General features: G+C 46.0%; 21 protein-coding genes. 9 read left to right on the top strand and 12 right to left on the bottom strand.

Going from position 1 to position 26,425, the window contains the following annotated elements; all coding sequences use genetic code 11:
• Positions 1 to 49: 49 nt before the first annotated feature.
• The 7 genes from CKV66_RS04035 to CKV66_RS04010 form a co-directional block, all read right to left on the bottom strand.
• The gene (locus CKV66_RS04035; protein WP_085364420.1) at positions 50 to 1,159 is read right to left on the bottom strand and encodes a tetratricopeptide repeat protein; all 1,110 of its coding nucleotides are present in this window, start codon (positions 1,157 to 1,159) and stop codon (positions 50 to 52) included.
• 182 nt (positions 1,160 to 1,341) lie between these two features.
• Positions 1,342 to 1,638, bottom strand: a complete 297-nt coding sequence (locus CKV66_RS12120) for a hypothetical protein (protein ID WP_157739147.1) — start codon at positions 1,636 to 1,638, stop codon at positions 1,342 to 1,344.
• A gap of 515 nt (positions 1,639 to 2,153) precedes the next feature.
• Positions 2,154 to 3,833 (bottom strand): RHS repeat-associated core domain-containing protein, encoded by a 1,680-nt coding sequence (locus CKV66_RS04025; protein ID WP_143773826.1) that lies wholly within the window; start codon positions 3,831 to 3,833, stop codon positions 2,154 to 2,156.
• Positions 3,834 to 3,993: 160 nt separating this feature from the next.
• A complete protein-coding gene (locus tag CKV66_RS12115) occupies positions 3,994 to 4,167 on the bottom strand; it encodes a hypothetical protein (protein WP_157739146.1) in 174 nt (57 codons plus the stop codon).
• A gap of 212 nt (positions 4,168 to 4,379) precedes the next feature.
• Positions 4,380 to 5,456 (bottom strand): DUF2931 family protein, encoded by a 1,077-nt coding sequence (locus CKV66_RS04020; protein ID WP_085364543.1) that lies wholly within the window; start codon positions 5,454 to 5,456, stop codon positions 4,380 to 4,382.
• On the bottom strand, positions 5,453 to 6,790 hold the full coding sequence (locus CKV66_RS04015) for a T6SS phospholipase effector Tle1-like catalytic domain-containing protein (protein ID WP_085364544.1): 1,338 nt from the start codon (positions 6,788 to 6,790) through the stop codon (positions 5,453 to 5,455). Before CKV66_RS04015 ends, CKV66_RS04020 begins: the two co-directional genes overlap by 4 nt.
• Positions 6,791 to 6,810: 20 nt before the next feature.
• Complete coding sequence (locus CKV66_RS04010; protein ID WP_095197834.1) at positions 6,811 to 9,270, bottom strand: type VI secretion system Vgr family protein; 2,460 nt, start codon at positions 9,268 to 9,270, stop codon at positions 6,811 to 6,813.
• A gap of 460 nt (positions 9,271 to 9,730) precedes the next feature.
• Here CKV66_RS04010 and CKV66_RS04005 point away from each other — a divergent pair, with 460 nt between their 5' ends.
• The 3 genes from CKV66_RS04005 (at position 9,731) to hemL (ending at position 11,634) form a co-directional block, all read left to right on the top strand.
• Positions 9,731 to 10,006, top strand: coding sequence for a type B 50S ribosomal protein L31 (locus tag CKV66_RS04005; protein ID WP_085364062.1), 276 nt, complete (start codon positions 9,731 to 9,733; stop codon positions 10,004 to 10,006).
• Positions 10,006 to 10,131: a type B 50S ribosomal protein L36 gene (gene ykgO, locus CKV66_RS04000; protein ID WP_085364063.1), complete on the top strand. Its 126-nt coding sequence runs from the start codon at positions 10,006 to 10,008 to the stop codon at positions 10,129 to 10,131. Before CKV66_RS04005 ends, ykgO begins: the two co-directional genes overlap by 1 nt.
• A gap of 219 nt (positions 10,132 to 10,350) precedes the next feature.
• Positions 10,351 to 11,634 (top strand): glutamate-1-semialdehyde 2,1-aminomutase, encoded by a 1,284-nt coding sequence (hemL, locus tag CKV66_RS03995; protein WP_085364064.1) that lies wholly within the window; start codon positions 10,351 to 10,353, stop codon positions 11,632 to 11,634.
• A gap of 241 nt (positions 11,635 to 11,875) precedes the next feature.
• On the opposite strand, the gene tssC is transcribed toward hemL, so the two are convergent.
• Together tssC and tssB are read right to left on the bottom strand one after the other, a co-directional pair.
• Entirely contained in the window at positions 11,876 to 13,414 is a 1,539-nt protein-coding gene (tssC, locus tag CKV66_RS03990; protein ID WP_085364065.1) for a type VI secretion system contractile sheath large subunit, read from the bottom strand.
• Between the two features lie 39 nt (positions 13,415 to 13,453).
• A complete protein-coding gene (gene tssB, locus CKV66_RS03985; RefSeq protein WP_085364066.1) occupies positions 13,454 to 13,954 on the bottom strand; it encodes a type VI secretion system contractile sheath small subunit in 501 nt (166 codons plus the stop codon).
• 156 nt (positions 13,955 to 14,110) lie between these two features.
• On the opposite strand from tssB, the gene tssK reads away from it, so the two are divergent.
• From tssK to luxS, 6 genes are all read left to right on the top strand, one after another.
• Positions 14,111 to 15,514 carry a type VI secretion system baseplate subunit TssK gene (gene tssK / locus CKV66_RS03980; protein WP_231990519.1) on the top strand — a complete coding sequence of 468 codons (1,404 nt, stop codon included), beginning with the start codon at positions 14,111 to 14,113 and terminating at the stop codon, positions 15,512 to 15,514.
• 17 nt (positions 15,515 to 15,531) lie between these two features.
• Positions 15,532 to 16,194 (top strand): DotU family type IV/VI secretion system protein, encoded by a 663-nt coding sequence (locus CKV66_RS03975; protein ID WP_085364068.1) that lies wholly within the window; start codon positions 15,532 to 15,534, stop codon positions 16,192 to 16,194.
• 13 nt (positions 16,195 to 16,207) lie between these two features.
• Positions 16,208 to 17,866, top strand: coding sequence for an OmpA family protein (locus tag CKV66_RS03970; RefSeq protein WP_085364069.1), 1,659 nt, complete (start codon positions 16,208 to 16,210; stop codon positions 17,864 to 17,866).
• Positions 17,867 to 18,018: 152 nt separating this feature from the next.
• On the top strand, positions 18,019 to 18,507 hold the full coding sequence (locus CKV66_RS03965; protein ID WP_085356701.1) for an Hcp family type VI secretion system effector: 489 nt from the start codon (positions 18,019 to 18,021) through the stop codon (positions 18,505 to 18,507).
• A 76-nt stretch (positions 18,508 to 18,583) separates the two neighbouring features.
• Positions 18,584 to 21,367, top strand: a complete 2,784-nt coding sequence (gene tssH, locus CKV66_RS03960) for a type VI secretion system ATPase TssH (protein WP_085364070.1) — start codon at positions 18,584 to 18,586, stop codon at positions 21,365 to 21,367.
• Positions 21,368 to 21,711: 344 nt separating this feature from the next.
• Positions 21,712 to 22,218, top strand: a complete 507-nt coding sequence (luxS, locus tag CKV66_RS03955) for an S-ribosylhomocysteine lyase (RefSeq protein WP_085364071.1) — start codon at positions 21,712 to 21,714, stop codon at positions 22,216 to 22,218.
• A 212-nt stretch (positions 22,219 to 22,430) separates the two neighbouring features.
• Here luxS and CKV66_RS03950 read toward each other — a convergent pair whose 3' ends face one another.
• From CKV66_RS03950 to clpP, 3 genes are all read right to left on the bottom strand, one after another.
• Positions 22,431 to 23,843: an SEL1-like repeat protein gene (locus tag CKV66_RS03950; protein ID WP_085364072.1), complete on the bottom strand. Its 1,413-nt coding sequence runs from the start codon at positions 23,841 to 23,843 to the stop codon at positions 22,431 to 22,433.
• A 168-nt stretch (positions 23,844 to 24,011) separates the two neighbouring features.
• Positions 24,012 to 25,550: a murein biosynthesis integral membrane protein MurJ gene (gene murJ, locus CKV66_RS03945; protein ID WP_085364073.1), complete on the bottom strand. Its 1,539-nt coding sequence runs from the start codon at positions 25,548 to 25,550 to the stop codon at positions 24,012 to 24,014.
• 223 nt (positions 25,551 to 25,773) lie between these two features.
• Positions 25,774 to 26,397 (bottom strand): ATP-dependent Clp endopeptidase proteolytic subunit ClpP, encoded by a 624-nt coding sequence (clpP, locus tag CKV66_RS03940; protein WP_085364114.1) that lies wholly within the window; start codon positions 26,395 to 26,397, stop codon positions 25,774 to 25,776.
• Between the last annotated feature and the right edge of the window lie 28 nt (positions 26,398 to 26,425).

The raw sequence follows: 26,425 nt of genomic DNA, 5'->3' as shown, positions 1-26,425 counted from the left end.
TAAAAAGCCAAAAGGCCGTCTGAAAATATTTTCAGACGGCCTTCAAACTTTATTCACTAACATTAATGAGTTTATTTTGCCAATATTTTGCTTTAGCTTCATCCTTGGAAATGTCTGATGTTCCTTTATGATATATTTCAACCAATTTCTGTATCGCTTCTTGAATACCGGCTTCAGCTGAAGCTTCATAAAGTTTTAAAGCCTCTAGCTCATTTTTATGTACATACCGCCCTTTCATAAGCCAGTTACCAAGTTGATATTGAGCAGGAGCATATTTCATTTCAACAGCTTGTAAATAATATTGATAAGCCTTACTTTCATCATAAGGAAAAATATTATTTCTCTCCGAATGAAGAGATCCCATCAAAAAAAATGCACGTGGTTCACCGCGTTTCATCGCCGCATCTAACAATTCCATAGCCTCATCATAATATAATTTGTCATTGGACAAAGCTAATACATTGCCTAAAGTTGCTTGAGCTAAAGCCCCGTTACTATGTTTAACAGCCTTCCTTGCCCAAAAGATCGCTTCTTTTTGATTTCCTAAATCTTGATAAGTTGAAGCTAAACTTAACATTGCAGGCTCAAAGCCTTGATCTGCAGCTTTTGTTATCCATTTTATGGACTTATCGATATCTTTTTCTATCCCTACCCCGTAAAAGTAAGCAAATCCTAAATTCATTTGTCCCCCAGCATCTCCCTTCTCTGCCAAAATTTTATAATAACCGGTTGCCTTTTTAACATCTCGCTCTACCCCAACACCTCTATTGTAATAATCAGCAAGATTGTTTAATGCTATGAAGCTACCTTTATTCGCTGCTTTTTGCGTCCACTCAAACGCTTTTTGGTAATCTTGTTCTACCCCTAATCCTAACTCATATAATTTACCCAAATTAATTTGTGCCCCTACAATACCTTGATCAGCAGCTATTTTTGTCCAATGGAAAGCTTTATGAAAATCTTGTTTAACTCCAATCCTTTGCATATATTGAGCACCCAATGCAAACTGACTATTTACATTGCCATTTTCAGCACACTTCATAAGGACTTCTATAGAAGAAGTATTTTTCTCACAATCTTTAGAAGTCGCAATCGCCTCACTAGTTTCAGCATAACCACAACCAGATAATATGAAAACTATAAGCAAACATCTAATCATTATTTATCTCCTGTGTTTGTATCTTTATGAGATAAAAATATATCTCTTATCATTGGTCGAGGTTATGTAGTAGATACCACTGCTGTAATAGAGATGATTGAACTTCTGATCCATCCATAGGAGGATGATTTGAATGCGGTTGCTAAGGATGTTGTAACACTATTCAGTAACAAAGATAGCACTTATTCTTCAAGTTTAAATTCAAAAGCAGTAAAAAAGGGGGTTCTAGGAGGCTGAAATATAAATTTTCTTTTAATTTTTTCTTCTACACATAATGCAAATTCGTCATTTTTATCATTCCAAGTTTGTTCAACATAACCTGAGCCATCTAACCTTGCAACAACTGTAAATGATTTAACTGATGAACCAAAATTATATTGCATACAATCACCAAAAACCTCACTGATTATTTTCCCTTGAGCTGTTATCAATGAACTAGTCTGTACCGTATTAAGACTTTGTTCATCGTGTTTTGACAATAAAAAAACTGATTGAAAATTAATGCCTAACACTATAGATGAGATAATTGAAAATGTTATATTTACAATAAATCCATTATATAAAATTTAACGAATAATTTCTTCAAAAAATGATTTAATTTATATTGGTAAAAAGTATAAATATAAGACGTCAAAGATTATAATTTCTTTGATGGAAAATAAATATCAGTATAATGCATAAGCCTCGAAATACTTCTAAGCAAATTATGAAAATCGCAAGATTTCTGATTAAACTGTATTCCTTAAAATCAAATTCCAATATCTGCGGCATCTGTTTATTTTTCCACAAAAAAATAACAAAACTATAATCTAATCTAATAAACTCCCAAAAAAAATAAGTATTAGAGGGATAGCCACTTAATTTATCTAATTCCGGGTGTTTTCTGATTGACTCAACTAAATTCTTAGCTTTGCCATTAACATAAATCAAAAAAATCCAATAAAAAAATAAAATTATTAATATAAAAAAAATTTCTAACATGTTCTAATCTAATTCAATAATAGGGAACCATTCGAATCATTTCGTTAATAGAAACATTAGGAGCTGGAGGCAAATTCTCTATTGGATAGTTATTTGGATATTGGCATTTTCCACAATTAACTTTAGGTTTTTCTTGACACGATTCTATGTATGAGGAAGTAACAGTAGACTTCCCTCCGTTCGCGGCTAACCCAACAGAATACCCTCTATCATATATTGTAAGTAAACCTTTAGATTCTGCTTGCCCAAGTTTAGTACTTCCTAAACCTATTCCTTTTATGAAAGTAATATTTCCACTACCTTCAGAATACAATCCATTAAAAACATTAGGATCAATATGGTCTAACTTATCTTCAAATGTTACATCTGAACCATTGGATCCAACAATACCTCCTACGCCATAAGAGCCTCCTGAAGCGTAAACGGTAGCATGTCCTCTTTTTCCTTTTATACATTCAGTTTTTAGCTCAAATCTAGTACCAGTTAAAACCCCTGCAGATACCGAATATGCTGTACCTTTCCATTCAACCCACCCAAGAGGATCAATAAATTTCATAGGCTGCAGCGAATAATTATACAAAGCATATCCCCCAGCCAATTTAATCGGATCCTGCTGCGTAAACCGCCCACAGTGCGGATCATAATAACGGAAGAAGTTGTAATGCAGCCCCGTCTCTTTATCCGCATACTGGTTCTGTAACCTGAACGGCTGATGCACGTCTTCTTTCAGGTTTGCACCCTCTGCATTATTCAGTTTACCCCAACCGCTGTATTCTCCACGCCAAACGATGTTGCCTTCCGCATCCGTCAGTTCGCGCGGAATGCCGATTTGGTCGTTGTGGTAGTACAGTATCTGTCTGTCGGTTTTACTGCCGTCCCGGTTGGCCGTCTGAACGATTTGCGCCAACGGTTCGTAGCTTCCCTGTTCGGTATAGACGTAAGTATAAGTCGCTTTATCGCCGTATTCCTGTAACAGGCGGCTGCCTTCCCATAGGAAACGGGTTTCCGTTTGGTTGTGGGCGTTCTGTTTACTCACCCTTCTGCCTAAGGCGTCGTAGCGGTAGTGCCAGTGTTCAGACGGCCTTCCCTCTTGTTCGATACGCGCTTCGGTCAGTTGGTTGTCGGCATCGTAACGGTAATACTGGCTTTCGCCCGTTGCGTCGTTGTGGCGTTCGCTTAGGTTGCCCAGCGGATCATACACATAGCGGATGCCGTTGTAGTCGGTCAGGCGGTTGCCGGCTACTTTGACACCGTCGCCGCTGATGTTGTGGGCGGGATCGAAGGCGAAGCGTTCGTCGCCGGCACGGGTAATCCTGCCCAGCGGGTCGTAGGCGTAGTCTTTATTGCCGTGGTGTTGGTCTTCGGTTTGAACCAGATTGCCGTTGGTATCGTAATGGTAACGGCGTTTGATCAGGCCTTTCGGCTCGGTGGCTTTGCCGTTAGTGGCTTCGAGTTGTACCAGCTGTTCTTTCAGACGGCCTAAGGGGTCTGAAATCAGGCGGGTGTGCAGTTTGCCGGCGCTTCTGGATACGGGACGGTGCAGGTCGTCGCGCTCGATATCGGTAATGGTGTCGCCGTCGAGGTTGATGTGGTGCAGATGGCCGCTGCCGTAGTAGAGGTAGTTGAGGGTCTCGCCCGTCGGCAGGATGGTTTGGGTGCGGTTGCCGAGGATGTCGTAACGGTATTCAGTCACCAACGGGATGCCGTCTTGGCTGCGGGGCCGGATGATGCCCGGCTGTATCGGTTCGCCCAGTGCTTGGGTATTGTTCTTTCACTAACAGGCCGTCTGAAAGCTTTATTTTCAAACAGTCTAAACAGAATTCGTCCCTGTCGGAATTTTATCAACCAAACCTTTAGGTACCAACTGCATCGATAAAACCTCGGTAGTAAATAATCAATTCGCCTTTTTCGTTGGCCGGGTAAGGATCATAATAATTGAAGAAGGTTGCATTGAAGACGCCATACTCTTGTAATGTGAGAAGAACCACTAACAGTACCGCTACCGATGCCAGCGCTTTACCTTTCATGAGCAAGCATTCTTGGTTACTTTGGGACTAAGCGGTACCATACAAGTTGAGATCGGTGTTAAAGTGGAATTGGAATTTGATACTTTACAGTTGTCGATTTCATACATGAATTAGAGTGGCACAGAATATTAAGAAAATTGGTCTGTGATCAACTGAAAAAATCGTCGTTAGGCCGTCTGAAAATTTTCAGGCGGCCCGTAGAAACCATACTATCACTTAAAATACATACTCATATTTTCAACAACTTTAGCTTCTAACTCTATTCTTTCCTGCCCCTGAACGGTTAGGTAGGTATCCAATATTTCGGCTTTCTCATCGTAATCGGCATGAAATTCTATCGACCTTCCCGTTTTTCCTGCTTGCTCGAATTTATGCATCATATACTTTTGGTCGAACTCCATCCGCAGTTGGGTTTTGCTGCCATCATCTTTAATTATAAAAAATAATATGTGATAAGGTACTGTTGCATTTCGGAAAAGGTTAGCTTCATGTTCCAAAGTATTAAACATCTCACCGTTAACATAATCGGCATTATATTCCACCAATTTAAAAGGTGCTGCAGTGGTCAGTTTCCATGCGTATTGTTTGAAATAGCGCTGCCAATAGGCAGGTTCGTAGGGAGAGGGTGTTTCTTTGAGTTCGTTACGCCAAAATTCCCGATGTTCATTCTTGGCAAAATAACTACGCATATTGGTCACATAAACCTCCCTGCTGTCTACAAACTTGTTGGGATAGCCCAACCCGAAATAAAATGGTTCCCATTCCATATCGGTTTTCTGCGCCTGGTAAACACCGATAAAACGTGTCGGATAGCGGCCTGCATATACAAACACTTGCCCGCTGGGGGAGGCATTAACAACCAGCTCCGAGAAAGGGCAGATTGTAGGGCGGCCGGGTCTCAAAATTTCCACATACTCGCAGCGGGTAAACAGTTCTTTCAGTTTTTCTTGCGGCAGGGTAAATTTCCCCTGCCAGAATTGGTCGGCTATCGGGTCGAAAAAGCGGATATGCATCGTGGCTGGTAAAGGCTGCCAGCCCTTTCCGGAATTTTGCGAACCAAATCCCAACGCGCCGACCGCACCGATAAAACCGCCGTAATAGGTAATCAGTTCGCCTTTTTCATCAGTCAGGTATGAACCCTGATAATCGAAAAGGATTTCGTTGAATCCACTTACTGATACATAGTAATAAAACAAGTCTTTGTTTTTTATATGGTTTGACAATTTCCATACTCCCGTAAGAAGAACCAATAACAATGCTGCTGCCCATAATGCCGTTTTGATTTTCATGAGCGGTACCCTTCGGTTACTTTGGGACGAAGCGGTGCCAGCGGGTTAAGGTTGCCGCTAGGTGTTTTGCTTTTGGATTTGGGTGTGCCGGTATTTGCAGGATTAATTACCGCCCCCCCCTTGGCATCCAGCGAGATATGCACAAAACGGTTATAAATCTGCTTCATCTCAGTGGGTGTTAGCAATGGCACTTTAAAATGAAGACCGCTTTTCATATAATTGCTCAACACATAATTTTTTGCCTGTGTGTAAAATTTATCCAACACAGGAATAGACCTCATCGCTTTAATCTGTTTACCAATAGGAGAACCATCTCTTTCTACAAAGCCGGCCTGCTGCTTCATCATCTCCATCATAATACCGCCGGTAATAAACTGATAATCGATTTTGATTTCTCGACTGCCAACAATATATTCCTGAGGATAATAGCCTTTGGTTTTCAGTTGGTTTTCGGTGAAATAGCCTTTCTGCACATACCATTTGTAATAAATATGGTTGGTACTTACCAGTGCCATATTTTTATGGCTGAGCATAAGCTCTTTATCGTGCCAAGGTTCGTAATAGCCACCTCCAATATCGGAATGTGCACCGGGGAAGCGGCACTCGAAACCAATATCTTCTTTGGTCGCCGCCGTTTTAATTGGAGTAAGCGGGAAATGGGCACGATAATCGTTTTCTGCAGTTAAATGCACGATTCTGCGGATACCCTCCGGCGCACCAATATCTAGATGAAATTCTTCCACATCGTTGTAATGTGCCACATCAGCCGAGGAAACGGTATCAAACAGACCGACAAAGTTAATATAGCAACGTATGTTTAAAGCTTTTTCCTGTTGCTTAATCTTCCAGCAAAAATAACGAGCATAGGCCGCTCCGCGGCTGAAGCCGTAAACATTAAGCCTTACTTTCCTTGTTTTAGATGCTAACTTTACAACTTTACTGATAGCCTCATCCACTCGTGCCTCAATACCGCTTTCGCCGCGGGCAAAACCCAAACCGTAATCGGTATCTTCCTTGTATTTAAAGGTGCCTGCGCCCTCGATATAGATTTGTTCGTGCATCCCTATCTGTGGATCTTGTGACAGATACAGTATGGCAACATTGGAATAATAATTGTTGTAGCTAACGCTCTTGCGCTTTTGGTCGTAGTCCCGCTGGAAAGGGTCTTTTTTACGGTTGGCTGCCGTATTAAAGCGGTTATTGCCGGTGCCGTCGAAAAAGATACTGATGGTAAGCGGTTTGATTTGAACTTCTACCTTGGTATGGTTTGGCGGATTGGTTCTGCCCGTGCCTATAGGCTGGCTTTGAGGATTTTTAACTGCACTAGCTGCCATATCATTTACTCCATTTGAAATTAATCTTCAAAGTCTTCATAAATCTGCAAATCCTCTATATCTAATCCGCTGTCTATACGTACTGTCATACCGTTTTTATCGGTAATACCGCGGTAAATTTCACCACTTGATGAAATTATTTTATATTTAAATCCTGCTATAGGTAAGCCTTGGTCATCTAAAAGACAAAACGCCTCATTATTACTTTTAGGGAAATCAACTAAATTAAAATTCATACTACTCGGCCCCATCACCTGAAACCCCGCACACTTCACCCACACCATCTTCGGACAGCCCAGCTCAATGTTGCCATCCTTAATCTTGATGTACGCCCCGCCGCTGATGAGCAGGATTTCGTCTTTGGCCGCCACGGTCACTTTGCCCGCGCTGCTGGTAATGGTGGCGTCTTTGAGGGCGTTGATTTGCATCTCGTCGTTCTGCGCCTGTATCTCCACTTTGCCCTGATTGGCTTGGAGTTTTGCTCCTTTGCTTTGGGCGAACAGGTTGACGCTCTCGACCGCATGGGCAGTGAAGTTGCGGCCGGCGCTGATGTCGGTGTCGCCGCCGCTGATATGGTGGATGTGTTGGCCGGCGGTGTGCAGCTGGCTTTGCGGAGTGGCGCTGGCGATGCCGTCGGGGGCGGATTGGATGATGCCGGCGCGTTGCAGCTGTTTGAGGCTGTCGTTCAGACGGCCTGCCTGTGCTTCGGCCTCGGTGGCTTCGTTTTGGGCGGTGTGGGCGGCTTTATTGAGGCTTTTGGCTAGGGAGATTGCTTGTTCGAGCTGGGCGATGGCGGCATCCATATCCAATACCTGTCCCGAAGCCTGATTTTGGGCGTCGGTACTGATGAACAAGCCTTTCCCCGCCCTAACCGCACCCCAACTGTCGGTACGCAATTCAAACCCTTCGCCGTTGTCGCCGCGTTTTTGTCTCTGGCTGTCGACGATATGGCCGAGGTTGAGTTGGGTTTTGCCGTATTCGGTCGCCAATTTGATGTGTTCCTGCCCCTGTTTGTCTTCCATGCGCAGCTTATTATTCGCCCAAGTACGGATAACGTTGCGGGTGTTCCAATCGGCAGGCACGTGGTCGGGGTGGGAACTGTCGTGCATCACTCCGCTGATGTAGGGCCTGTCGGGATTGCCCTGTACGAACGACAGCATTACTTCGGTGCCTTCGTGCAGCGGGAAGTGTTGGCCGTAGTCGGGGCCGGCATAGGGCTTGGCTAAGCGGATGGGACGGCTTTCTCCGCCCGGACTCCATTCATCAAGGTCGAACGGCAGTTTGACGCGGTAACGGCCCATATTGTCGATATAGGCGTAGGTGTAGTTGCCGGGGCTGGTGACTCTGGCGGGAAGGCTGCCTTGGATCTTCGGCAACGGGGTGATGCGTTCGGGGCGGAAGATGCTGTCGGCGGGAATGGCGGTGAAAGTATGGCTGTATGCTTGGTCGCGGCTGCCGCTGTGGGTGAGCGATACCGCCAACCAGCCGTTGGGTGCTTCGCTGAAAGCCGGGGCCGTCTGAAACACCAGACCGGGGCGAAGCGCGGTGATGTTGCCGCTGCCGGAAGCGACGATACGGCGGCTGTGGTCGAGCTGTTGCAGTAAGGCCGTCTGAAGTTGGGCTTCTTCGGGTGTTTTTTGATGCAAACCCCAATGGCTGTCGCTGCCGAGTAAGACGCTGCTGTCGGTTTCCGTACCCTTCGCCGTTACTGCGGACGATAAGTCGGTATCGGCATCGCGGTAGTTGTAGTCGCCGACGCGGATGGATTCGAGAATGGGATTGTGCTTCACCTGTAAGGCAAACACCGCTTCCTCGCCAACGCTCTCCAACCCGCCGTGGGGGCGGTAGGGATAGGGGGAAGTGTGGCTGCGAAAATAATGGGCGGCATCGTCACCGAATACCGCCACATCGCCATATTGGGCATTCTGCTCGAAGGCATACCAAATCCCTTCTTCTTCGCACAGCCGGTTGAGAAAGGCAAAGTCGGATTCCTGATACTGGGTCACATACTCGCGTACACCGTATTCGCGTGAGGTATTGAAACGGAAATCGACGCCGGAGAAGCCGTGGTGTTTCAACAGCGACGAAATAATGTCGGGCACGTTTTGGTTTTGAAACAGACGCGAAGTGCGGTGGTGCTTCAATGCGGCGATGCGGGGTTCCAATACCATGCGGTAACGGGTCTCGTCCGCCGATACCGACAGCTTCTCGCACGAAGTGATGATGCCGCTCCATTCCTTCAGCGCTTGGGGGGCGATCATTCCTTCGATCAGTCCCAATGCATCGCTACTCACCGGCGTTACCGTAAACTTGGCCGCTTGGTTGATGTAGGACGACAGCGGTAAGTCTGAATCAACAGAAGTAAGTTCGATGTCGAGACGGTAGGCTGTGTTGAGTGCTTCGGTAGCGGTGAAGGAAACGACGGAGAGGGAGGGGCTGAAGCGGGAGAAGGTAAGGTGGTAGGATTGGGTCGGGGTCATCGCGGGCGTTCCAAAACTGTATTCAAAGTATCGGGATTGAATATGTATGCTTTGGCAATATAGCAGAATGGCTATCTTTGCCCAATATGGGTATGACAAAAGGCCGTCTGAAATTTCAGACGGCCTTGGGGTGCTAAGAATCACTAAGCTTTATTTTTAGAGGTTATGCCTATCAAATTAGGTAATATTTTCTTTTATAGATTGTTTTTAAATAAAAATTCAAATTACATTTACATGTTGCAAAAGTGCTACTTCCAAGCATTTAAACACTACTTTAAAGCCTACTCCATCCAAAATTAATCAGGACGCTTTCTATTGTTACATGAACCCATGTAAAGCTTTCCCCTCTCCCTACCCTGCCTATTTTCGAATCGAAATCCTACCAAAGCCTGCTCACACTTGATAACCATTCTTAAATAGCCTATAATGTTACATTATAACATTTAATGGAGCTTATTTTATGAAACCCAATCTGCACCCCGAAGACTACCGCACTGTATTGTTTTTCGACAGCGGCGCCAATGAAGGCTGGTTGATCCGTTCCTGCGCCAATACGCACGGCAAAACGATGAAGTGGCACGACGGCAATGAATATCCTGTGTTTATGTTGGATACTTCTTCCGCTTCCCATCCGGTTTATACCGGCAGGCAACGTGCTTATAACACCGAAGGCCGTGCGAGCAAGTTCAACCAACGTTACCAATCCATGATGAACTCTTTCAGAAAGGATAAATGATGCAAGTTTTATCTTCTTTAAAGTCCGCCAAAAAACGCCATCGCGACTGCCAAATTGTGCGCCGCAAAGGCAGAGTTTACGTGATTTGCAAGAGCAATCCGCGCTTCAAGGCACGCCAACGCTGATTTCATTCCGTTCATTCAAGTTGACAGACTTAGTCAGGCTGCTTTCACAGGCAGCCTTTTTTTTATTGATGCGGCACGCCCAATCATCTTCAAACATACCGGACTTCCTGCTCAATGCCTCCAGCCGTCTGAAAATAAAGCTGCTAAAATAACGCATTCATTTTTTCAGACGGCCTCACGCCCTCCCGATACATCTATTCGATAAAAGGATTGCTAACCATGAACCGCAACGAACAGCTCTTCAATCGTGCCAAAAACATCATCCCCGGCGGGGTCAACTCGCCCGTGCGCGCATTCGGCAGCGTCGGCGGCGTCCCGCGCTTTATCAAAAAAGCGCAAGGGGCGTATGTGTGGGACGAAAACGATACCCGCTATATCGACTATGTAGGCTCGTGGGGACCCGCGATTGTCGGCCACGCCCATCCCGAAGTAATTGAAGCCGTGCGCGAAGCGGCGTTGGGCGGTTTGTCGTTCGGCGCGCCCACCGAAGCCGAAATCGTGATTGCCGAGGAAATCGCCAAACTCGTGCCCAGCGTGGAACAATTGCGCTTGGTCAGCTCCGGCACCGAAGCCACCATGAGCGCCATCCGTTTGGCACGCGGCTTTACCCAACGCGACAAAATCATCAAATTCGAAGGCTGCTACCACGGCCATTCCGACAGCCTTCTAGTCAAAGCGGGCAGCGGCCTGCTCACGTTCGGCAACCCCAGTTCCGCCGGTGTGCCCGGAGATTTCACCAAACACACACTGGTTTTGGAATACAACAACTTCGCCCAACTCGAAGAAACCTTCGCCAAAATCGGCGGCGAAATCGCCTGCGTGATTCTCGAACCGTTTGCCGGCAACATGAACTTGGTGAGGCCGTCTGAAAACTTCATCAAAGCCCTGCGTTCGCTTACCAAACAACACGGCGCGGTGTTGATTTACGACGAAGTGATGACCGGTTTCCGTGTGGCTTTGGGCGGCGCGCAATCGCTGCACGGCATCAAGCCCGACTTAACCACCATGGGCAAAGTGATCGGCGGCGGCATGCCGTTGGCGGCGTTCGGCGGCCGCAAAGACATCATGGCCTGCATCTCCCCACTCGGCGGCGTGTATCAGGCGGGCACATTGTCGGGCAACCCCGTGGCCGTGGCCGCCGGTTTGAAAACCCTCGAAATCATCCAACGCGAAGGCTTCTACGAAAACCTCGCCAAGCTCACCGAACAACTGGTTAAAGGTTTTCAGACGGCCTCGAAAGAAGCCGGTGTTACCTTCAGCGCCGATTACGTCGGCGGCATGTTCGGCCTTTACTTTGCCGACAGCACGCCGCAAAGCTATGCCGACATGACCCGCTCCAACATCGAAGATTTCAAACGCTTCTTCCACGGCATGCTCGAGCGCGGCGTGGCGTTCGGCCCCTCGGCTTACGAAGCCTGCTTCATGTCTGCCGCGCATACGCCTGAATTGATAGACGAAACCGTTGCCACCGCCAAAGAAGTGTTTGCCGAGATGGCGAAATAAAATGATTGGCTTTAAATATAGTCAATCCACATTAACTTTTACGACGGCGTTGCTGCGCCTTAGCTCAAAGAGAACGATGATGTAAGCCGCTGAAGCGAGCCAACTGTACTGTCTGCAGCTTGCTGCCTTTTATTAAAAATTAAGTGGATTAACTATAAGAATAAAAAGGCCGTCTGAAATTTTCAGACGGCCTCGTATAAAAAAGCACTCTTCATCAGAGTGCTTTTTGCATGACCAAAATTTATTTCTTTTCTTTCGGCATTTGTGATACCAAAGATAAGTTCACATCCAAGCCCTCAATTTGGAAGTGCGGACGGGCATACAAGCGCACTTTGAAGAAGCCCGGATTATCTTCGATATCTTCAACAATCACTTTGGCCTCTCTCAAGGGATGGGTAGCTTGCAATTCATCGCTCGGATCGGTCATTTCCGTTACCAAACCGCTAATCCACGTGTTCAACTCCAATTCGAGCATGCGGCGGTCTTTAGTAGTGCCGATGTTTTCACGTTGAATCAGTTTCAGGTAGTGAGCCAGACGCGACAGCAAGAATACATACGGCAAGCGTGAGTTGATGCGGCTGTTGGCAGTAGCTTCTTTGGTCTCATACAGAGCCGGTTTTTGTGCCGAGTTGGCAGAGAAGAAGCAGGCATAATCGCGGTTTTTATAGAATGACAAAGGTACAAAACCTAAGTTGGCAAACTCAAATTCACGCGTTTCGGGAATCAATACTTCGGTAGGAATTTTCACCTGATTACCGGTTCCCAAGTCGTACATGTGAATAGGCAGATCCTCAATCAAACCACCTGCCTGCGGGCCGCGAATCTGAACACACCAACCGTTATTGATAAAGCTGCGCACCATATTGGCAGCAAACGCAAAAGAAGCATTGGCCCACAAATAACGGTCGTGGTCGTTACCTTTAACTTGTTCTTCGTAATTGAAGCTGCGCACCGGCACAGTGTCGCTGCCGTAAGGAAGACGGGCAAGGAAACGCGGCAGGGTCAAACCGATATAGCGCGAATCTTCGCTTTCGCGGAAGCTCTTCCATTTAATGTATTCCGCACGGTCAACATAGCTGGCGATATCCTGAATCGCAGCCACTTCTTCCATATGTTCCTTACCGAAAAACTCCGCGCCAACCGAACCGATAAACGGCATGTGCGCAGAAGCGGAAACGCGGGAAATATTACGCAACAAAGCAATATCCTGAGGGTTTCGGCCAAATTCGTAGTTGGAAATAATCGCTCCGATAGGCTCGCCACCCGGAGTATCGTATTCCATTGTGTAAGTGTGGCGGTACAAACCGCTTTGTGAGATTTCGGGCGCATCTTCGAAATCTTGTACCAAATCTTCTTTAGAGACATCCAAAATTTCGATTTTCACATTGCGGCGGAAATCTGTGCGATCCACCAAAAATTTCAAACCGCGCCAGCCGGATTCCACCTTTTGAAACTCTTCATTGTGAAGAATTTCATCCAATTGGCGGCTGATTTTCTCGTCTATTCTGGCAATGTGGTAATCCAATAAGCTGCGGTCAAGACGTTCTACTTTTTGAGAAGAATCTTGAACCATCTTTAAGAATACGTTTACAGCAGCTGCGATACGCTCATCGGCAGAAGATTCCGACATCTTTTCATTGCTTTGGAATTTCTCGATATCGATAACCGAATCAACAGCGTTTAAATTGATTTTTTGGCAAAGTGTTTCATAGATATTGCCACCTTTAGTGGTTTCAGCGTTTTCAACAACCGTTGTTTTGGCTTGCTGGACTTTTTGCATCTTCTTTTCCTTATTCAATATTCATTACGTTGTTGAAATTTATTTATCAACAGGAGCAATTTTTTCCAGCTCGTTACGCAATTCTTTAGACAAAGATTCATCTTTCAGAATGGTTTCCAATTCACGACGGAAGCCGGCGTCATCCAACAAGTTGGATTTCAAATCGCGCAACAAATTACGCATGGCCAACAACGCACGCAATTCAGGAACGCTTCTGGCAATCTGCTCCGGGTGGAAGTCGTCCATAGATGAAAAGTTCAGATCAACGTTCAAATCGCTACCGTCGCCTGCCAAAGTGTTTTTAACTGCAATATTCACTTTGGGATTGTAGTCGGCGAGCACCGAATCAAAGTTGTTTTTGTTGACATTAACCTTCTCGCGCTCGGCCAAAGGTCTGTGGTCTTGTCCGTTGCTGTAATCACCTGCCACCAATAATTTCAGGGGCAGCTCTACCTTCTTTTGCGCTCCTCCCGTGTGCAAATCCAATTTAATGTTAATCCGCGCTGGCGGTACTTCGTTTTGAAAACTCTTGCTACTCATGATTGTTGCCATCCTAAAGACTGTTGTTTAAATCATACAAAGATAAAACCTTGTACACGTTTCAAAAAACCATACTGCGGCAATGAATCGACATCCTATTCGTTCAGTTTTGAAAATATACCGCTAATTATTTATTTTGAGTATAGGAGCTAAGATATGCTATTGTCCAGAAATGATGATTATCGGTTATTTTTTAGGAATAAAGCAGTCGTGAAGATTTACAAGCCATTATGGGAAGAAGGCATATTATTGTCGCCTCAGCATTTTCAGCAACAAAATCAATACAATGATTTTGTATCGGCGACTATGCTCAAAACAACAGGGGCATTTAATTGGGGTGTTGTACAACAGCATCTTGATTACAAGGCACTCGAAGTCGGCAAAGTGAAAGTTGATTTTTTGCAACTATGCCTGCCGGACGGAATCCTGCTGGATACCCGCTTGAGCAACGATATTATCGAAGCCCGTCCTTTAGACATCGTTCCCGAAACCACGAAAAGTACTTTTGTTTATCTGGCTATCCCGGTTTGGCAGAGCCACACTTCCAATTTACTGGGAGAACAAGACAGTATCGGCACGCCGCGCCGCTTCAAAAAGTATTTCCAAACCGTTTCCGATTTATTTTCGGATGAAGAAGTCGAAATTGCAGTTGAACAATACAACATGCAACTCAGATTCGATTTTGAAAACAATGATAACTACATTTTATGCCCACTAGCCAAGCTGGTTAGAAACGAGCATGGGAAATTGGTTTTCGACAGCCGGTATGTCCCTCCTTCCGTGCTGCTTGAAAGCTCCTCCTATTTAATGGAACTGCTGCAAAGACTTAAGTCTTTACTGTTCTCACGCATTCATAGTTTGTCTGCACGCAGAAAAGCACGCAGCGAAGACCTTGTCGACTTCTCCGTATCGGATTCAACGCTGTTTTGGTTTTTACACAGCTTAAACAGCGTTTATCCGGAAATCTCGCATTTGGAATTACACCCGAACCACCATCCGGAAGAACTCTACAAATTACTCAGCCGACTTTTGGGAATGCTCTATACCTTCCGCATTTCCGAATCGGTTGAAAACATCGATCACTACGATCATTACGATTTATATAAAACTTTCAGCGGTTTGGAAATCAAAATCAGAAACCTGCTTGATGAAGTGATTCCTTCTCCTGTTATTGAAATCAATTTGGATCACTTCAAGCCGACCCAATGGAAAGCTCAAATATTTGATAGCCGTATCGACGGCTCGGCAGAGTTCTTCCTATCGGCACATTCGGATACTTTGTCGTTCCTGGAGCTTCAAAAGCAACTGCCATTAGTTAGCAAAGTCGGCGCACCGGATGACGTAGAAAGAGTAATCAATACCGCCGTATTGGGCGTGCCGCTGCAACTGCTCAACCAAGCTCCGGCAGGGCTTCCTGTGCGGATGGATAATGTTTATTTCCGGCTGGATAAAAACCACCCTGCATTTAAACGCATGCTGGAATCTCAAGCATTCAGCATTTACGTTCCCGCATCCGTAACCAATTTACGCTTAAGTTTATACGCCGTAGTAAACCTTTAATTGAGAGACATCTGTAAATGAATAATCAATTTTTAATCAGAAGCAGTTTACGTGATACCGCCATTGCCGTGGCCGCCCTCTCCGCCGGTGCCACGCCTGAAACAACTGCAACCTGGCACGAACATGGCAAAGCCTTAGTCACCCAATTTAAAAACCATCTGCACGAGAATGGCTTTTCATCAGAAGAAATTGATGCCTTATCGTATGCACAATGTGCCTTGTTAGACGAAATCGCGCTCAAGCACCTACAAGGACAAGACCGCGATGCTTGGGAAATGGAACCGCTGCAAGTTCATTTCTTCCAGTCTTATCACGCCGGCGATGTTTTGTGCGACAGAATCGAAGAATTATGTACTCATAAATCACCCAATACCAAAATAGCCGAAGGCTATCTGAGCATTTTAAATTTGGGCTTTAGAGGCAGATATATTTTAGATGAACAAGAAGCTCAAAAATGGCGAAACGAATTAAGCCGTTTTTTACCGAAGCCTGCTTACACTGCTACAGAAACTTCAGACGGCCACTTTTTCCATTCCGACCAAAAAGGCACGTTGTTGCCCAAAAGCTTCTCCTTTAATCCGGGATGGGTATTTGCCTGCTTGCTGGCGGTCACCATTGTGACGTATTTCATATACGACTTTTATTTGAGCGGCTTAGCACAACAAATCACAACCAAGTAAGTACGACTGAAATATGAATTCAAATCGTTATACTTTTTTATCCATGCTGCTGGCTTCCGGGCTGGCAGCTTTCTGCATCATCGTTTTCTATGTCAATGCCCATTGGCTTATGAAAAGTATTGTGCTCCTGTTGATGGCTGCAAGCTGTGCCGCGCTATGGTTTTTCAAAGGGAAACAATTTTTTGCGAGAAATACGGATTATGCTCACGAATCTCTTGGCATTCACAGCCAGCTCAAAAATCTTGAGCAGGTGGATAAATTCATCTTCACTTTAGATGCTGATCCCGATTCAACGGATAACAAAGTCAGCGTTTCAGACGGCATCGCTTATATTCCTGTAAGCAATCCCGAACATTTAAATAAAGTGGTTATCGGCTTGATGGATGAATACAAAAGCAAACCGCTTTTTTTAGGGTTAGCGCTCGTTTGCCGCCCCGCTGGCCATGCCGACCCCACTTCTTTGCTTACCAACTGGCTGAGAAATATTCTTTTCCTCCAAAAAAATCTTAATGCCTGCATCCCTGTAAATTTGGCCATCAAAATGCCTGTCGATTTTTTAGGGGAAAATGAGCTGCTAGAACCCGTATGGTTCTCACACAAATTAAACGCAGAAGTTCAAGAATCAAACTTACCGAAACAGTTTGAAAGCTTTCAACAATATTTGGCGTCAGAATTTATTCATAACCAAAAGGCTCTGCAAAACCGACATTACGTCCACCTGATTGAAACCCTTGAATATTTAAAACAATATTTTGAAAGCCAACAAAATACAGGGTGGAATCATATCAATGTGAGAACCATCGGCATTCTGAATAATGCTGCCGCATCCTCTCACTCTCCATGGCATAAATTTATCTCCAACCGCACAGGCCGTCTGAACATTCAATATGCCTATATCGGCCAAGAGAACTCCGAACTTCATTTGCCTCAAAAGATGATTGATCAAGATTCTTTTTATAAAACCAATTGGCAGTTGAAGTTAGTGTTCAAACTACTGTGTGTTGCAGCTTTAGCACTATGGATCGCAATCATGTGTTCGGCATACAACAATGCGCAATTCTTGAAACAAATTCATGCTCACGTAAATGAATTTAAGAATAAAGATAAGCTGCCGGAATCCGAGCAACAAAGAATAACCAACGTTTTATATGCCGATCTAAATACATTGAAACGTTACCAAAACGAAGGTATTCCCTCTTATTACGGATTAGGGCTTTACCGAGCCGAAGGTTTAATTCCTACACTTGATAAGTTATTGGAGCCACCGAAGCCCGTTGTACAAGAAACGCCTAAAAAAATTGAACCCGTGGTGTTAACGATTGACAGCCTTGCGCTCTTTGAGTCCGGCCAATACGAATTAAAAGCCAACGCCAATAAGTCGTTAATTAACGTGATCAAGGAAATTGAAAAACAGCCCAATACTCAAGTCATTATTGAAGGGCATACCGATAATGTAGGAAATCCGGCCAGCAACCAGAAATTATCTGAGCAACGCGCCCTTGCCGTGCGCGATTGGCTGGTTATTTCTTCCAACATTCCGGCGAGCCGCTTTGCAACAAAAGGTTATGGCGACACTAAACCTATCGCCGACAATACTACCGAAAACGGCAAAGCACAAAACAGACGGGTAGAAATCATCCTGATTCCCGACGAAGTTATCAATCAGAAATGACATCCGTCTTAAAAATATGACTTTCGTCTAAAAAATAAATTTAATATAGATAATTTAATTAAAATAAAGAAAGTTTCCTAATATTCGTATTGGGCAAACTTTCTCCCCTCGGGGGAAATCCTAACCTTCCTCATTAAACTAAGGAGTAATATATGGCAATTCCTGCTTATATGTGGCTGAAAGACGACGGTGGCTCTGCCATTAAAGGTTCCGTAGATGTAAACGGCCGCGAAGACAGCGTTGAGATCGTTGAGTTCCAACACAACGTTCGCATTCCTACCGATGCAAACACCGGCAAATTGACCGGCACTCGTGTTCACGAGCCGATCGTTTTGTACAAAGAATACGACGCATCTTCTCCCTACTTGTTTAAAGCGGTAACTACCGGTCAAACTTTAAAAGAAGTAGAAATCAAATGGTACCAAATCGACGAATCCGGCCAAGAGAAAGAATATTTCAATACTAAGCTGGACAACGTTAAAGTGGTAGGTGTTGCACCCGTAATGTACAACATCAAAGATCCGCAACGCGAGCGCTACAACCACCTGGAGCGCGTAGAACTGCGTTACGAAAAAATCACTTGGACTTACAAAGACGGCAACATCATCCACTCTGACAGCTGGAACGAAAGCCGCGCTTAAGCCGCTAAAGTGCTGCCCTCCGGCAGCACTTTTTACTAAACACATTAAAGTTAAACACATTAACTAGAGAATTATTATGTCTGCTCAGAATCAAGCTATGCTTCTACGCCGTTTGAATGCCTATTGCCAACAGGCTATGGAAGCAGCAGCCAGTTTATGCCAAACCCGTGGTCATGCCGAAATCACAGTCGACCACTTATTTATCAAACTTCTAGAGCTGGATGAAGGCGATATCGTATCCATTCTCCGCCGCTATGAAATCAATTCAGACGGCATCTGGAACCCGCTGCTCGCCACAATGGACAAACTGCCTCGCAATGTGCGCGGCAATCCCAGCCTTTCCAAATCTTTGGTGGCATTGCTGGCCGATGCTTGGTTGCAGGCTTCTGACGACGGCAGCACAGAAATCCGCTCGTCGCATCTTTATATCGCATTATTAAAATCACCCTACCGGTTGATGAGCCAAGACGCTTGGCCCCTATTCAGCATCACAGAAACACAAATAGGCCGTCTGAAAAACTGGTTGGATGAAGTATCAACCGAAGGCATACAGCACACAACTCATTCAGCAGAAAGCTCTGTTGAAGAAAATGCCGGCAAAACAGAATCTGCCGCACTCTCTGTTGCCCCAAACAATCAAAATGAAGCTTTGGCCAAATTTACCGTAAACCTCACCGAAAAAGCACAAAAAGGTGAAATCGACCCTATTTTCGGCCGCGAAACCGAAATCCGCCAAATGATCGACATCCTACTCCGCCGCCGCAAAAACAATCCCATTTTGGTAGGCGAACCCGGTGTTGGTAAAACCGCATTGGTAGAAGGTTTGGCATTAAAAATTGCCGCAAACGAAGTACCCAACATTTTAAAAGACACCCAATTGCTGGTATTGGATTTAGGCCTGCTGCAAGCCGGTGCCGGCGTGAAAGGCGAATTTGAACAACGCTTGAGAAACGTGATTGAAGCCGTTCAAAACGCTGAGAAATCCACTTTACTGTTTATTGACGAAGCCCACACTTTGATTGGTGCCGGCAACAGCGCCGGCGGTGCCGACGCAGCCAACTTGCTTAAACCTGCTTTGGCAAGGGGCGAATTGCGCACCATCGCCGCGACGACTTGGAGCGAATACAAGCAATATTTCGAAAAAGACGCTGCTCTGGAGCGCCGTTTCCAAATGGTTAAAGTGGATGAGCCTGATGATGAATCAGCCTTTACCATGTTGCGCGGCTTGAAACAACGTTACGCCGCCTACCATAACGTCCACATCCAAGATTCCGCCATCGTTGCCGCCGTCCAACTTTCCCGTAAATACATCACAGGACGCCAACTGCCCGATAAAGCCGTTGATTTGTTGGACACAGCCTCTGCCCGTGTCCGCATGAGTTTGGATACCGTACCTCATCAGTTCAGCCTGATGGACGCCCAAGCTGCATCCCTGCAACGGGAAATTGAAGCTTTGAAGACCGATGATTTATTGAGCCAAGCAACCGAATCACAACAAGAAAAAATGGCTTCGGTTCAAAAAGAGTTCGACGAGTTGAACTCGAAAAAAGCAACATTAACTGCACGCTATGAATCAGAAAAACAACTGGCCGATAAAGTGCAAGAACTCATCGCCCAGATTAAAAATCCCGACTTGGATGACCACGCCCGCACGCAAGCCAAAGATGAATTGCACGCAGCTCAATCCGAATTGGAAAAAATGGCTTCAGACGACCAAAGTTTAATCTTTACCAGCGTTGATGAAAGCGTAATCGCCAACATTATCGCCGACTGGACCGGCGTGCCGACAGGCAGCATTCTCAAAGACGAACTGGCCAATCTGCTGCAATTGGAAGACATCATGTCCAAACGTGTAGTCGGCCAAGACGAAGCCATTCATGCCATTGCCCAAAGCCTCCGCGCCGTTAAAGCAGGCTTGAAAACAAATGAATCACCATTGGGCGTATTCCTTCTCTCCGGTCCTTCCGGCGTTGGCAAAACCGAAACCGCTTTAGCCTTGGCTGATGCGCTCTTCGGCGGCGAGAAATCATTAATTACCATCAATATGTCGGAATACCGCGAAGCGCATACCGTTTCTCAGCTTAAAGGTTCTCCTCCGGGATATGTAGGCTACGGTCAAGGCGGCATCCTAACCGAAGCGGTTCGCCAAAAACCTTATAGCGTGGTTTTGCTGGATGAAATCGAAAAAGCGCACAAAGATATTCTCAACCTGTTCTATCAAGTATTCGATAAAGGCATCATGCGCGATGGCGAAGGCAGGGAAATCGACTTCAAAAACACCGTTATTTTGATGACTTCCAACTTAGGTGCGGACGAATTAATCCAACTGCTTCAACCTGTTGAAGAAACAGCCGACGAACAAACTGCTGCCGATGAAGCAGTTGAGCAAAATGTTGAAGAAGCGGCTCAAGCTGAAGGAGAACAAACAGAAGCAGCTGCGGAAGATAACACCGTAGAAATACCGGAATACACCCAAGCCGAGCTTCAAGAAGCCATCCGCCCTATTTTGGTAGAACATTTCCAAGCAGCTTTGCTGGCAAGGATGCAGGTTATCCTATACAGACCGCTTCAAACTGAAGCTTTGGCTGAGATTGTCCGCTTGAAGTTGAATAAAGTGGCGGGGCATCTGTATGAACAACATCAAACCAAACTGGTTTACAGCGATGAATTCATCAATCTGCTCGCCTCTTCTTGCACCGTCAGCGACAGCGGAGCACGAAACATAGACCACTTACTCAACCAGCAAGTACTTCCGGTTATTGCGCAAAGCTTCTTGCAATGGCAACAAAGCGTCGGACATCCTCCGAAACAAGCTACGTTGGGAGTAAACGACGGCGATATCGATGTATTGTTTGAATAAGGCAAACTAAAACCCTAAAGGTCTTTGAATACTTCCATTTTCCAATTATTTATGAAAAGTATTGGGAATGTGCATGAAGTATTCGAAGGCCTTTATTTTGTCTAATTCATTAAGTCATAAATGTACAACATTATTTTCAGACGGCCTTAAAAAGCAAAAAGCTTCCAACTATGCCCTAATACCGCGTTACCTCCATGACGTAGCTAACCCCTCCTAGATTCCGCAAAGGCATTCAGCCCTTTCAGCCAAAAAATGTTATGATTCCACCCAATCAACCGCCTGTATTTCCATAACTGAACAATGGTTACAGGCACATAACACCGCTTTTTCAAAAGGAATTCACTATGCCGTTGTTGGACAGTTTTAAAGTCGACCATACCCGCATGCACGCCCCGGCCGTGCGCGTAGCAAAAACCATGCACACACCCAAAGGCGACGATATTACCGTATATGATTTACGCTTCTGCGTGCCGAACCGTGAGATTTTGTCGGAAAAAGGCATTCACACATTAGAGCATCTGTTTGCCGGATTTATGCGCGAACATCTAAACGGCAAAGACGTGGAAATCATTGATATTTCTCCGATGGGTTGCCGCACCGGCTTCTATATGAGCCTGATCGGCACGCCCGATGAAGAACAAGTTGCCGCAGCTTGGCTGGCTTCGATGCAGGACGTATTAAACGTGCAGAATCAAAACGAGATTCCTGAATTAAACGAATACCAATGCGGCACTTACCAAATGCACTCGTTGATTGAAGCGCAAGACATTGCCAAAAACGTATTGGAACGCAAAATCCGTGTGAATAAGAGCGAAGACTTAATGTTGGACGAGAGCTTGCTTAACTCATAAAGCGAACTTAAAAACCAAAGCCGCTGTTTTCTTCATAAATCAACGACTGGATAAACCAAAGGCCGTCTGAAATTATTTTTTCAGACGGCCTCTAATCTAGGAAGTAACACTAAAAGGAAAATAGCTCTAATACCTTAATCCGGTTAATAAACTCACGATTTCCGGCTCTCTTCCACTTTCAACTAGCAATCCAACACCCGAGATTGATCGGCCTAAGCCCTGATTTCCCGTCGCCATTGCGTTAACAGCTGATTAAGCTGGGCTGCGTGCTCATGACCGTTATCAATAGCACTCTGCAATAAACGGCAAGCCGTTTCAGCACTCTTCGGCGCACCATGACCGTGATAATGCAGACAAGCCAAATTGTATTGCGCCACTGCATCCCCTTGGCTTGCCGCCTGTTCAAACCAATACGCAGCCTGCTCGGGGTCGGTATCCACACCCTGACCGTTGTAATACATCATGCCGAGATTGGTTTGTGCCTTGCGGTGGTCAAGCTCCGCAGCCTGCAAGTAATATTTGCGGGCAAGCATATAATCTTGCTGGCGGTCTAATCCGTAATGATAGGCGAACGCGGTTTGATAATCCTGATCGGACTTCTGAAACATCAACGCGGCCTTTTTGGCTTCTTCGTATTCGCCCGCACGGGTCAAGGCCGTGTCGGCCAGCAATTTCTGATGCGCGACCATATCGCCCAACTCGGCGGCACGTTTGTATTGTCTCGACGCCACATCACCATCTGCATCAATACCTAAACCGTAACGGAAAATATCGCCCAGCAAGCGTAATGCTTTCGGGTGATTGCGACGGGCTGCCGAAGAGGCATATTTGCGCGCTTTGCCATAATCGCGTTCAACAAAACGCCCTGTCAGATAAACCTCTGCCAAAGCTGCCTGCGCATCGGAGTCTCCAGCACCAGCCGCTTTTTCCAACCATTCGATAGCGTTGCTGTCTCCCAACTCCAACAACACCTCGCCCAATGAAGATTGCGCAGGCGGCATGTTTTGCAACGCGGCAGGCATAAAGTGTTCCGCTGCTTTGTGCAGATTTTTCTCCACATGCTGCCCGTAACGGTATTGATTACCCAACAACCAATGGGCAGCCACCAAGCCCTGCTCGGCGGCACGGGTAAGCAATTCATGAGCGCGAGCCAAATCCGGTGTCGGGCATTGCTGGTAATACTTGGCCAAATACAGCTGCGCTTCGGCATTACCTTGCTTTGCCGCCAATTCCGCCCAATGCACGGCTTGCGGATCTTTTTTATCGGCGCAGTATTCAAGCAAACGGAGCTGGGCATGAAGAATACCCTGCTCCGCCAGTTCCGCATAAGCATCAATCTGCTCTTCAAACGGCTCTCCATTGGCCGCTCGGATTTGCAGCAGATTATAACGGGCATACAGATGGCCTTTTCCTGCGGCCTGTTCCAACCAATAATGTGCCGCCTCATAGTCAGGTCGGGCACCCGCACCGTTCAGTAGACAGCCTGCCAGCTGGAATGCAGCCTCGGTATGGCCCGCTTGGGCAGCTTCAAACAGCAAGGGAACGGCAGCGGCACAATTATTAGGGTCTTGCAGCAATAACTCATGCCCTTGTTGAAATAATGATTCAGGGGTCGTTTGGGTCATATTATTTTGCCGGTAAGAAACAGAAAATTACATTGTATAGCAAGAAAAGTATAACATGTTATTTTTAAAGGCATATAACATAAAAATATTCTTTGATGTTTTATGAATAAACCATATTTTAAGAATGCTATTTGTTTATAATTAAGCAGTTAGGATAAACATTCTGATTTATTTTTCTAAGCGTTTGAAATCGCGCGGACGGAAACCCAAAGCTGCCAAAGCAGCAAAATATAGTGTTCCGCCCAACGCAACCAAGCCTAAAAGTTGTGCAGCCTTCTGCCAACCGGATACCGCTTCCCACTTCAACGGCAGGTAAGCTTGAGCACCCCATAAACCTGCACCCATCACCGCCAAAGCCAACACCAGCTTCAGCAGGAACATGCTCCACCCTGCACCCGGCTTGTAAATATCATGTTTACGCAGCAGAAAATACAGCAATCCGGCATTCAAACACGCACCCAAGCCAATTGCCAACGCCAAGCCGACATGTTGCAGCGGGCCGATAAAGACGAGGTTCATCAGCTGCGTACACACCAGCGTGAAAATTGCGATTTTTACCGGCGTTTTAATGTTTTGGCGTGCATAAAAACCGGGCGCCAACACTTTAATCATGATCAAACCCAACAGGCCGAAAGAATAAGCAATCAGCGCATTTTGCGTCATCACAGCATCGTTCAGGGTAAACTCTTTATACATAAATAATGTCGCCACCAGCGGAAACGACAATACCGCCAGCCCCACGGCAGCAGGCATCGCCAGCAGCATACACAAGCGCAAACCCCAATCCAGCAAAGACGAAAATTCCTGCGGGTTTTCACTGGCCGCATGTTTCGACAAAGTGGGCAGCAGAATAGTGCCTAATGCCGCGCCCAATACGCCCGCCGGAAGCTCCATCAAACGGTCTGCATAATACATCCACGACACACTGCCCGATTGCAGAAACGATGCGAAAATCGTGTTAATCACCAACGAAATTTGCGCCACACTCACGCCCAGAATAGCGGGAGCCATTTGCTTCATCACGCGGTTGACTGCGGCATCTTTAAAATTCAACTTGGGCAGTTTCAAAAAACCCAGCTTGGCCAACCACGGCAATTGAAAACCCAGCTGCAACACACCGCCGATAAATACAGCCCATGCAAGTGCCATCACGGGCGGGTCGAAATAAGGCACCAAAAACAGGGCAAAAACGATAAACGAAATATTCAGCAAGGTCGGTGTAACCGCGGGAATGCTGAATTTATGGTAAGTATTGAGAATCGAGCTGACAAAAGATGAGAGGGAAATCAACAAGATATAAGGAAAAGTAACTCTCAGCAGTTCTGCAGAAAGTTGAAACTTATCCGGATTCTTAGCAAAACCCGGAGCAGAAGCATAAATTACCCACGGCGCCGCCAAAATACCGATGGCCGTTACCACCACCAGCACAAACGACAACATGCCCGCCACATGACGGATAAACTCGCGTGTCGCTTCTTCCGAACGGGTTTGCCGGTATTCGGCCAAAATCGGCACAAACGCCTGCGCAAATGCACCTTCCGCAAAAATCCGCCGCAATAAATTCGGTAATTTAAAAGCGACAAAGAAAGCATCTGTCGCCATACCCGCACCAAAAGTACGCGCAATAATCGTATCGCGCACAAAACCGAGTATGCGCGACACCATGGTTAAACTGCCGACTTTAGCCAGCGCACCGAGTAAATTCATGGTTTGATTCTTTAGAAAATAACGTAAGGTATACCGACAGGCCGTCTGAACATAACATTTCAGACGGCCTGATACCTCATGACAATAGTCGGAGATAAATGCGGATCAAGTTAAGCATTCAAGCAGCAATCAATACAGAAAAGCCGCACAAGATAGCTGCCATACTAGGCATGAGGCCGTCTGAAAACAAACACAGCCGTTTGCTTATATGAAACAGCCTAAATTACAGCTTGATGCCGGCCCGGTCTTCCAGCACTTGGTCGATCAAACCGTATTTTTGAGCTTCTTCTGCCGACATATAGTTATCACGGTCGGTATCGCGCTCTACTTTTTCCAAATCCTGACCGGTATGTTTTGCCAGCAGACGGTTAAGCTTGTCTTTTAACTTCAACAGCTCACGCGCATGGATTTCGATATCGGAAGCCTGTCCGCCCAATCCGCCGCTGATTAAAGGCTGGTGAATCATCACACGGCTGTTGGGCAGGGCAAAGCGTTTGCCTTTGGCACCGGCAGAAAGCAGAAACGCACCCATGCTGGCGGCTTGGCCCAAACACAGCGTAGATACATCGGGCTTGATGAAATTCATGGTGTCGTAAATCGACATACCGGCAGTCACCGAGCCGCCCGGTGAGTTGATATACAAGAAAATATCTTTGTCGGGATTTTCGCTTTCCAAAAACAGCAATTGTGCCACCACCAAATTGGCACTGTCGTCGTTCACAGGGCCGACCAAGAAAACGATACGCTCTTTCAAGAGGCGCGAATAAATGTCGAACGCGCGCTCGCCGCGGCCGCTCTGCTCGATAACGGTAGGCACCAAATAGCCGTTATGAATATCGGGAATCATCATTACACTCCTTTTCAGGATATTCAGT

Source organism: Neisseria zoodegmatis (assembly GCF_900187305.1).
Lineage (GTDB): Bacteria > Pseudomonadota > Gammaproteobacteria > Burkholderiales > Neisseriaceae > Neisseria > Neisseria zoodegmatis.
The sequence above is the reverse complement of the archived record's forward strand: the minus strand, read 5'-3'. Positions and strand labels throughout refer to the sequence as shown.

Bases quoted from the DNA above. Each gene is read 5' to 3' on its own strand.
- CKV66_RS04010 (WP_095197834.1), bottom strand. From the start codon at position 9,270: ATGACCCCGACCCAATCCTACCACCTTACCTTCTCCCGCTTCAGCCCC.
- tssB (WP_085364066.1), bottom strand. From the start codon at position 13,954: ATGAGTAGCAAGAGTTTTCAAAACGAAGTACCGCCAGCGCGGATTAAC.
- CKV66_RS04015 (WP_085364544.1), bottom strand. From the start codon at position 6,790: ATGGCAGCTAGTGCAGTTAAAAATCCTCAAAGCCAGCCTATAGGCACG.
- CKV66_RS03965 (WP_085356701.1), top strand. From the start codon at position 18,019: ATGGCAATTCCTGCTTATATGTGGCTGAAAGACGACGGTGGCTCTGCC.
- hemL (WP_085364064.1), top strand. From the start codon at position 10,351: ATGAACCGCAACGAACAGCTCTTCAATCGTGCCAAAAACATCATCCCC.
- tssK (WP_231990519.1), top strand. From the start codon at position 14,111: ATGCTATTGTCCAGAAATGATGATTATCGGTTATTTTTTAGGAATAAA.
- clpP (WP_085364114.1), bottom strand. From the start codon at position 26,397: ATGATTCCCGATATTCATAACGGCTATTTGGTGCCTACCGTTATCGAG.
- CKV66_RS03950 (WP_085364072.1), bottom strand. From the start codon at position 23,843: ATGACCCAAACGACCCCTGAATCATTATTTCAACAAGGGCATGAGTTA.
- tssC (WP_085364065.1), bottom strand. From the start codon at position 13,414: ATGCAAAAAGTCCAGCAAGCCAAAACAACGGTTGTTGAAAACGCTGAA.
- ykgO (WP_085364063.1), top strand. From the start codon at position 10,006: ATGCAAGTTTTATCTTCTTTAAAGTCCGCCAAAAAACGCCATCGCGAC.
- luxS (WP_085364071.1), top strand. From the start codon at position 21,712: ATGCCGTTGTTGGACAGTTTTAAAGTCGACCATACCCGCATGCACGCC.
- CKV66_RS03975 (WP_085364068.1), top strand. From the start codon at position 15,532: ATGAATAATCAATTTTTAATCAGAAGCAGTTTACGTGATACCGCCATT.
- CKV66_RS12115 (WP_157739146.1), bottom strand. From the start codon at position 4,167: ATGAAAGGTAAAGCGCTGGCATCGGTAGCGGTACTGTTAGTGGTTCTT.
- murJ (WP_085364073.1), bottom strand. From the start codon at position 25,550: ATGAATTTACTCGGTGCGCTGGCTAAAGTCGGCAGTTTAACCATGGTG.
- CKV66_RS04035 (WP_085364420.1), bottom strand. From the start codon at position 1,159: ATGATTAGATGTTTGCTTATAGTTTTCATATTATCTGGTTGTGGTTAT.
- tssH (WP_085364070.1), top strand. From the start codon at position 18,584: ATGTCTGCTCAGAATCAAGCTATGCTTCTACGCCGTTTGAATGCCTAT.
- CKV66_RS04005 (WP_085364062.1), top strand. From the start codon at position 9,731: ATGAAACCCAATCTGCACCCCGAAGACTACCGCACTGTATTGTTTTTC.
- CKV66_RS04020 (WP_085364543.1), bottom strand. From the start codon at position 5,456: ATGAAAATCAAAACGGCATTATGGGCAGCAGCATTGTTATTGGTTCTT.
- CKV66_RS03970 (WP_085364069.1), top strand. From the start codon at position 16,208: ATGAATTCAAATCGTTATACTTTTTTATCCATGCTGCTGGCTTCCGGG.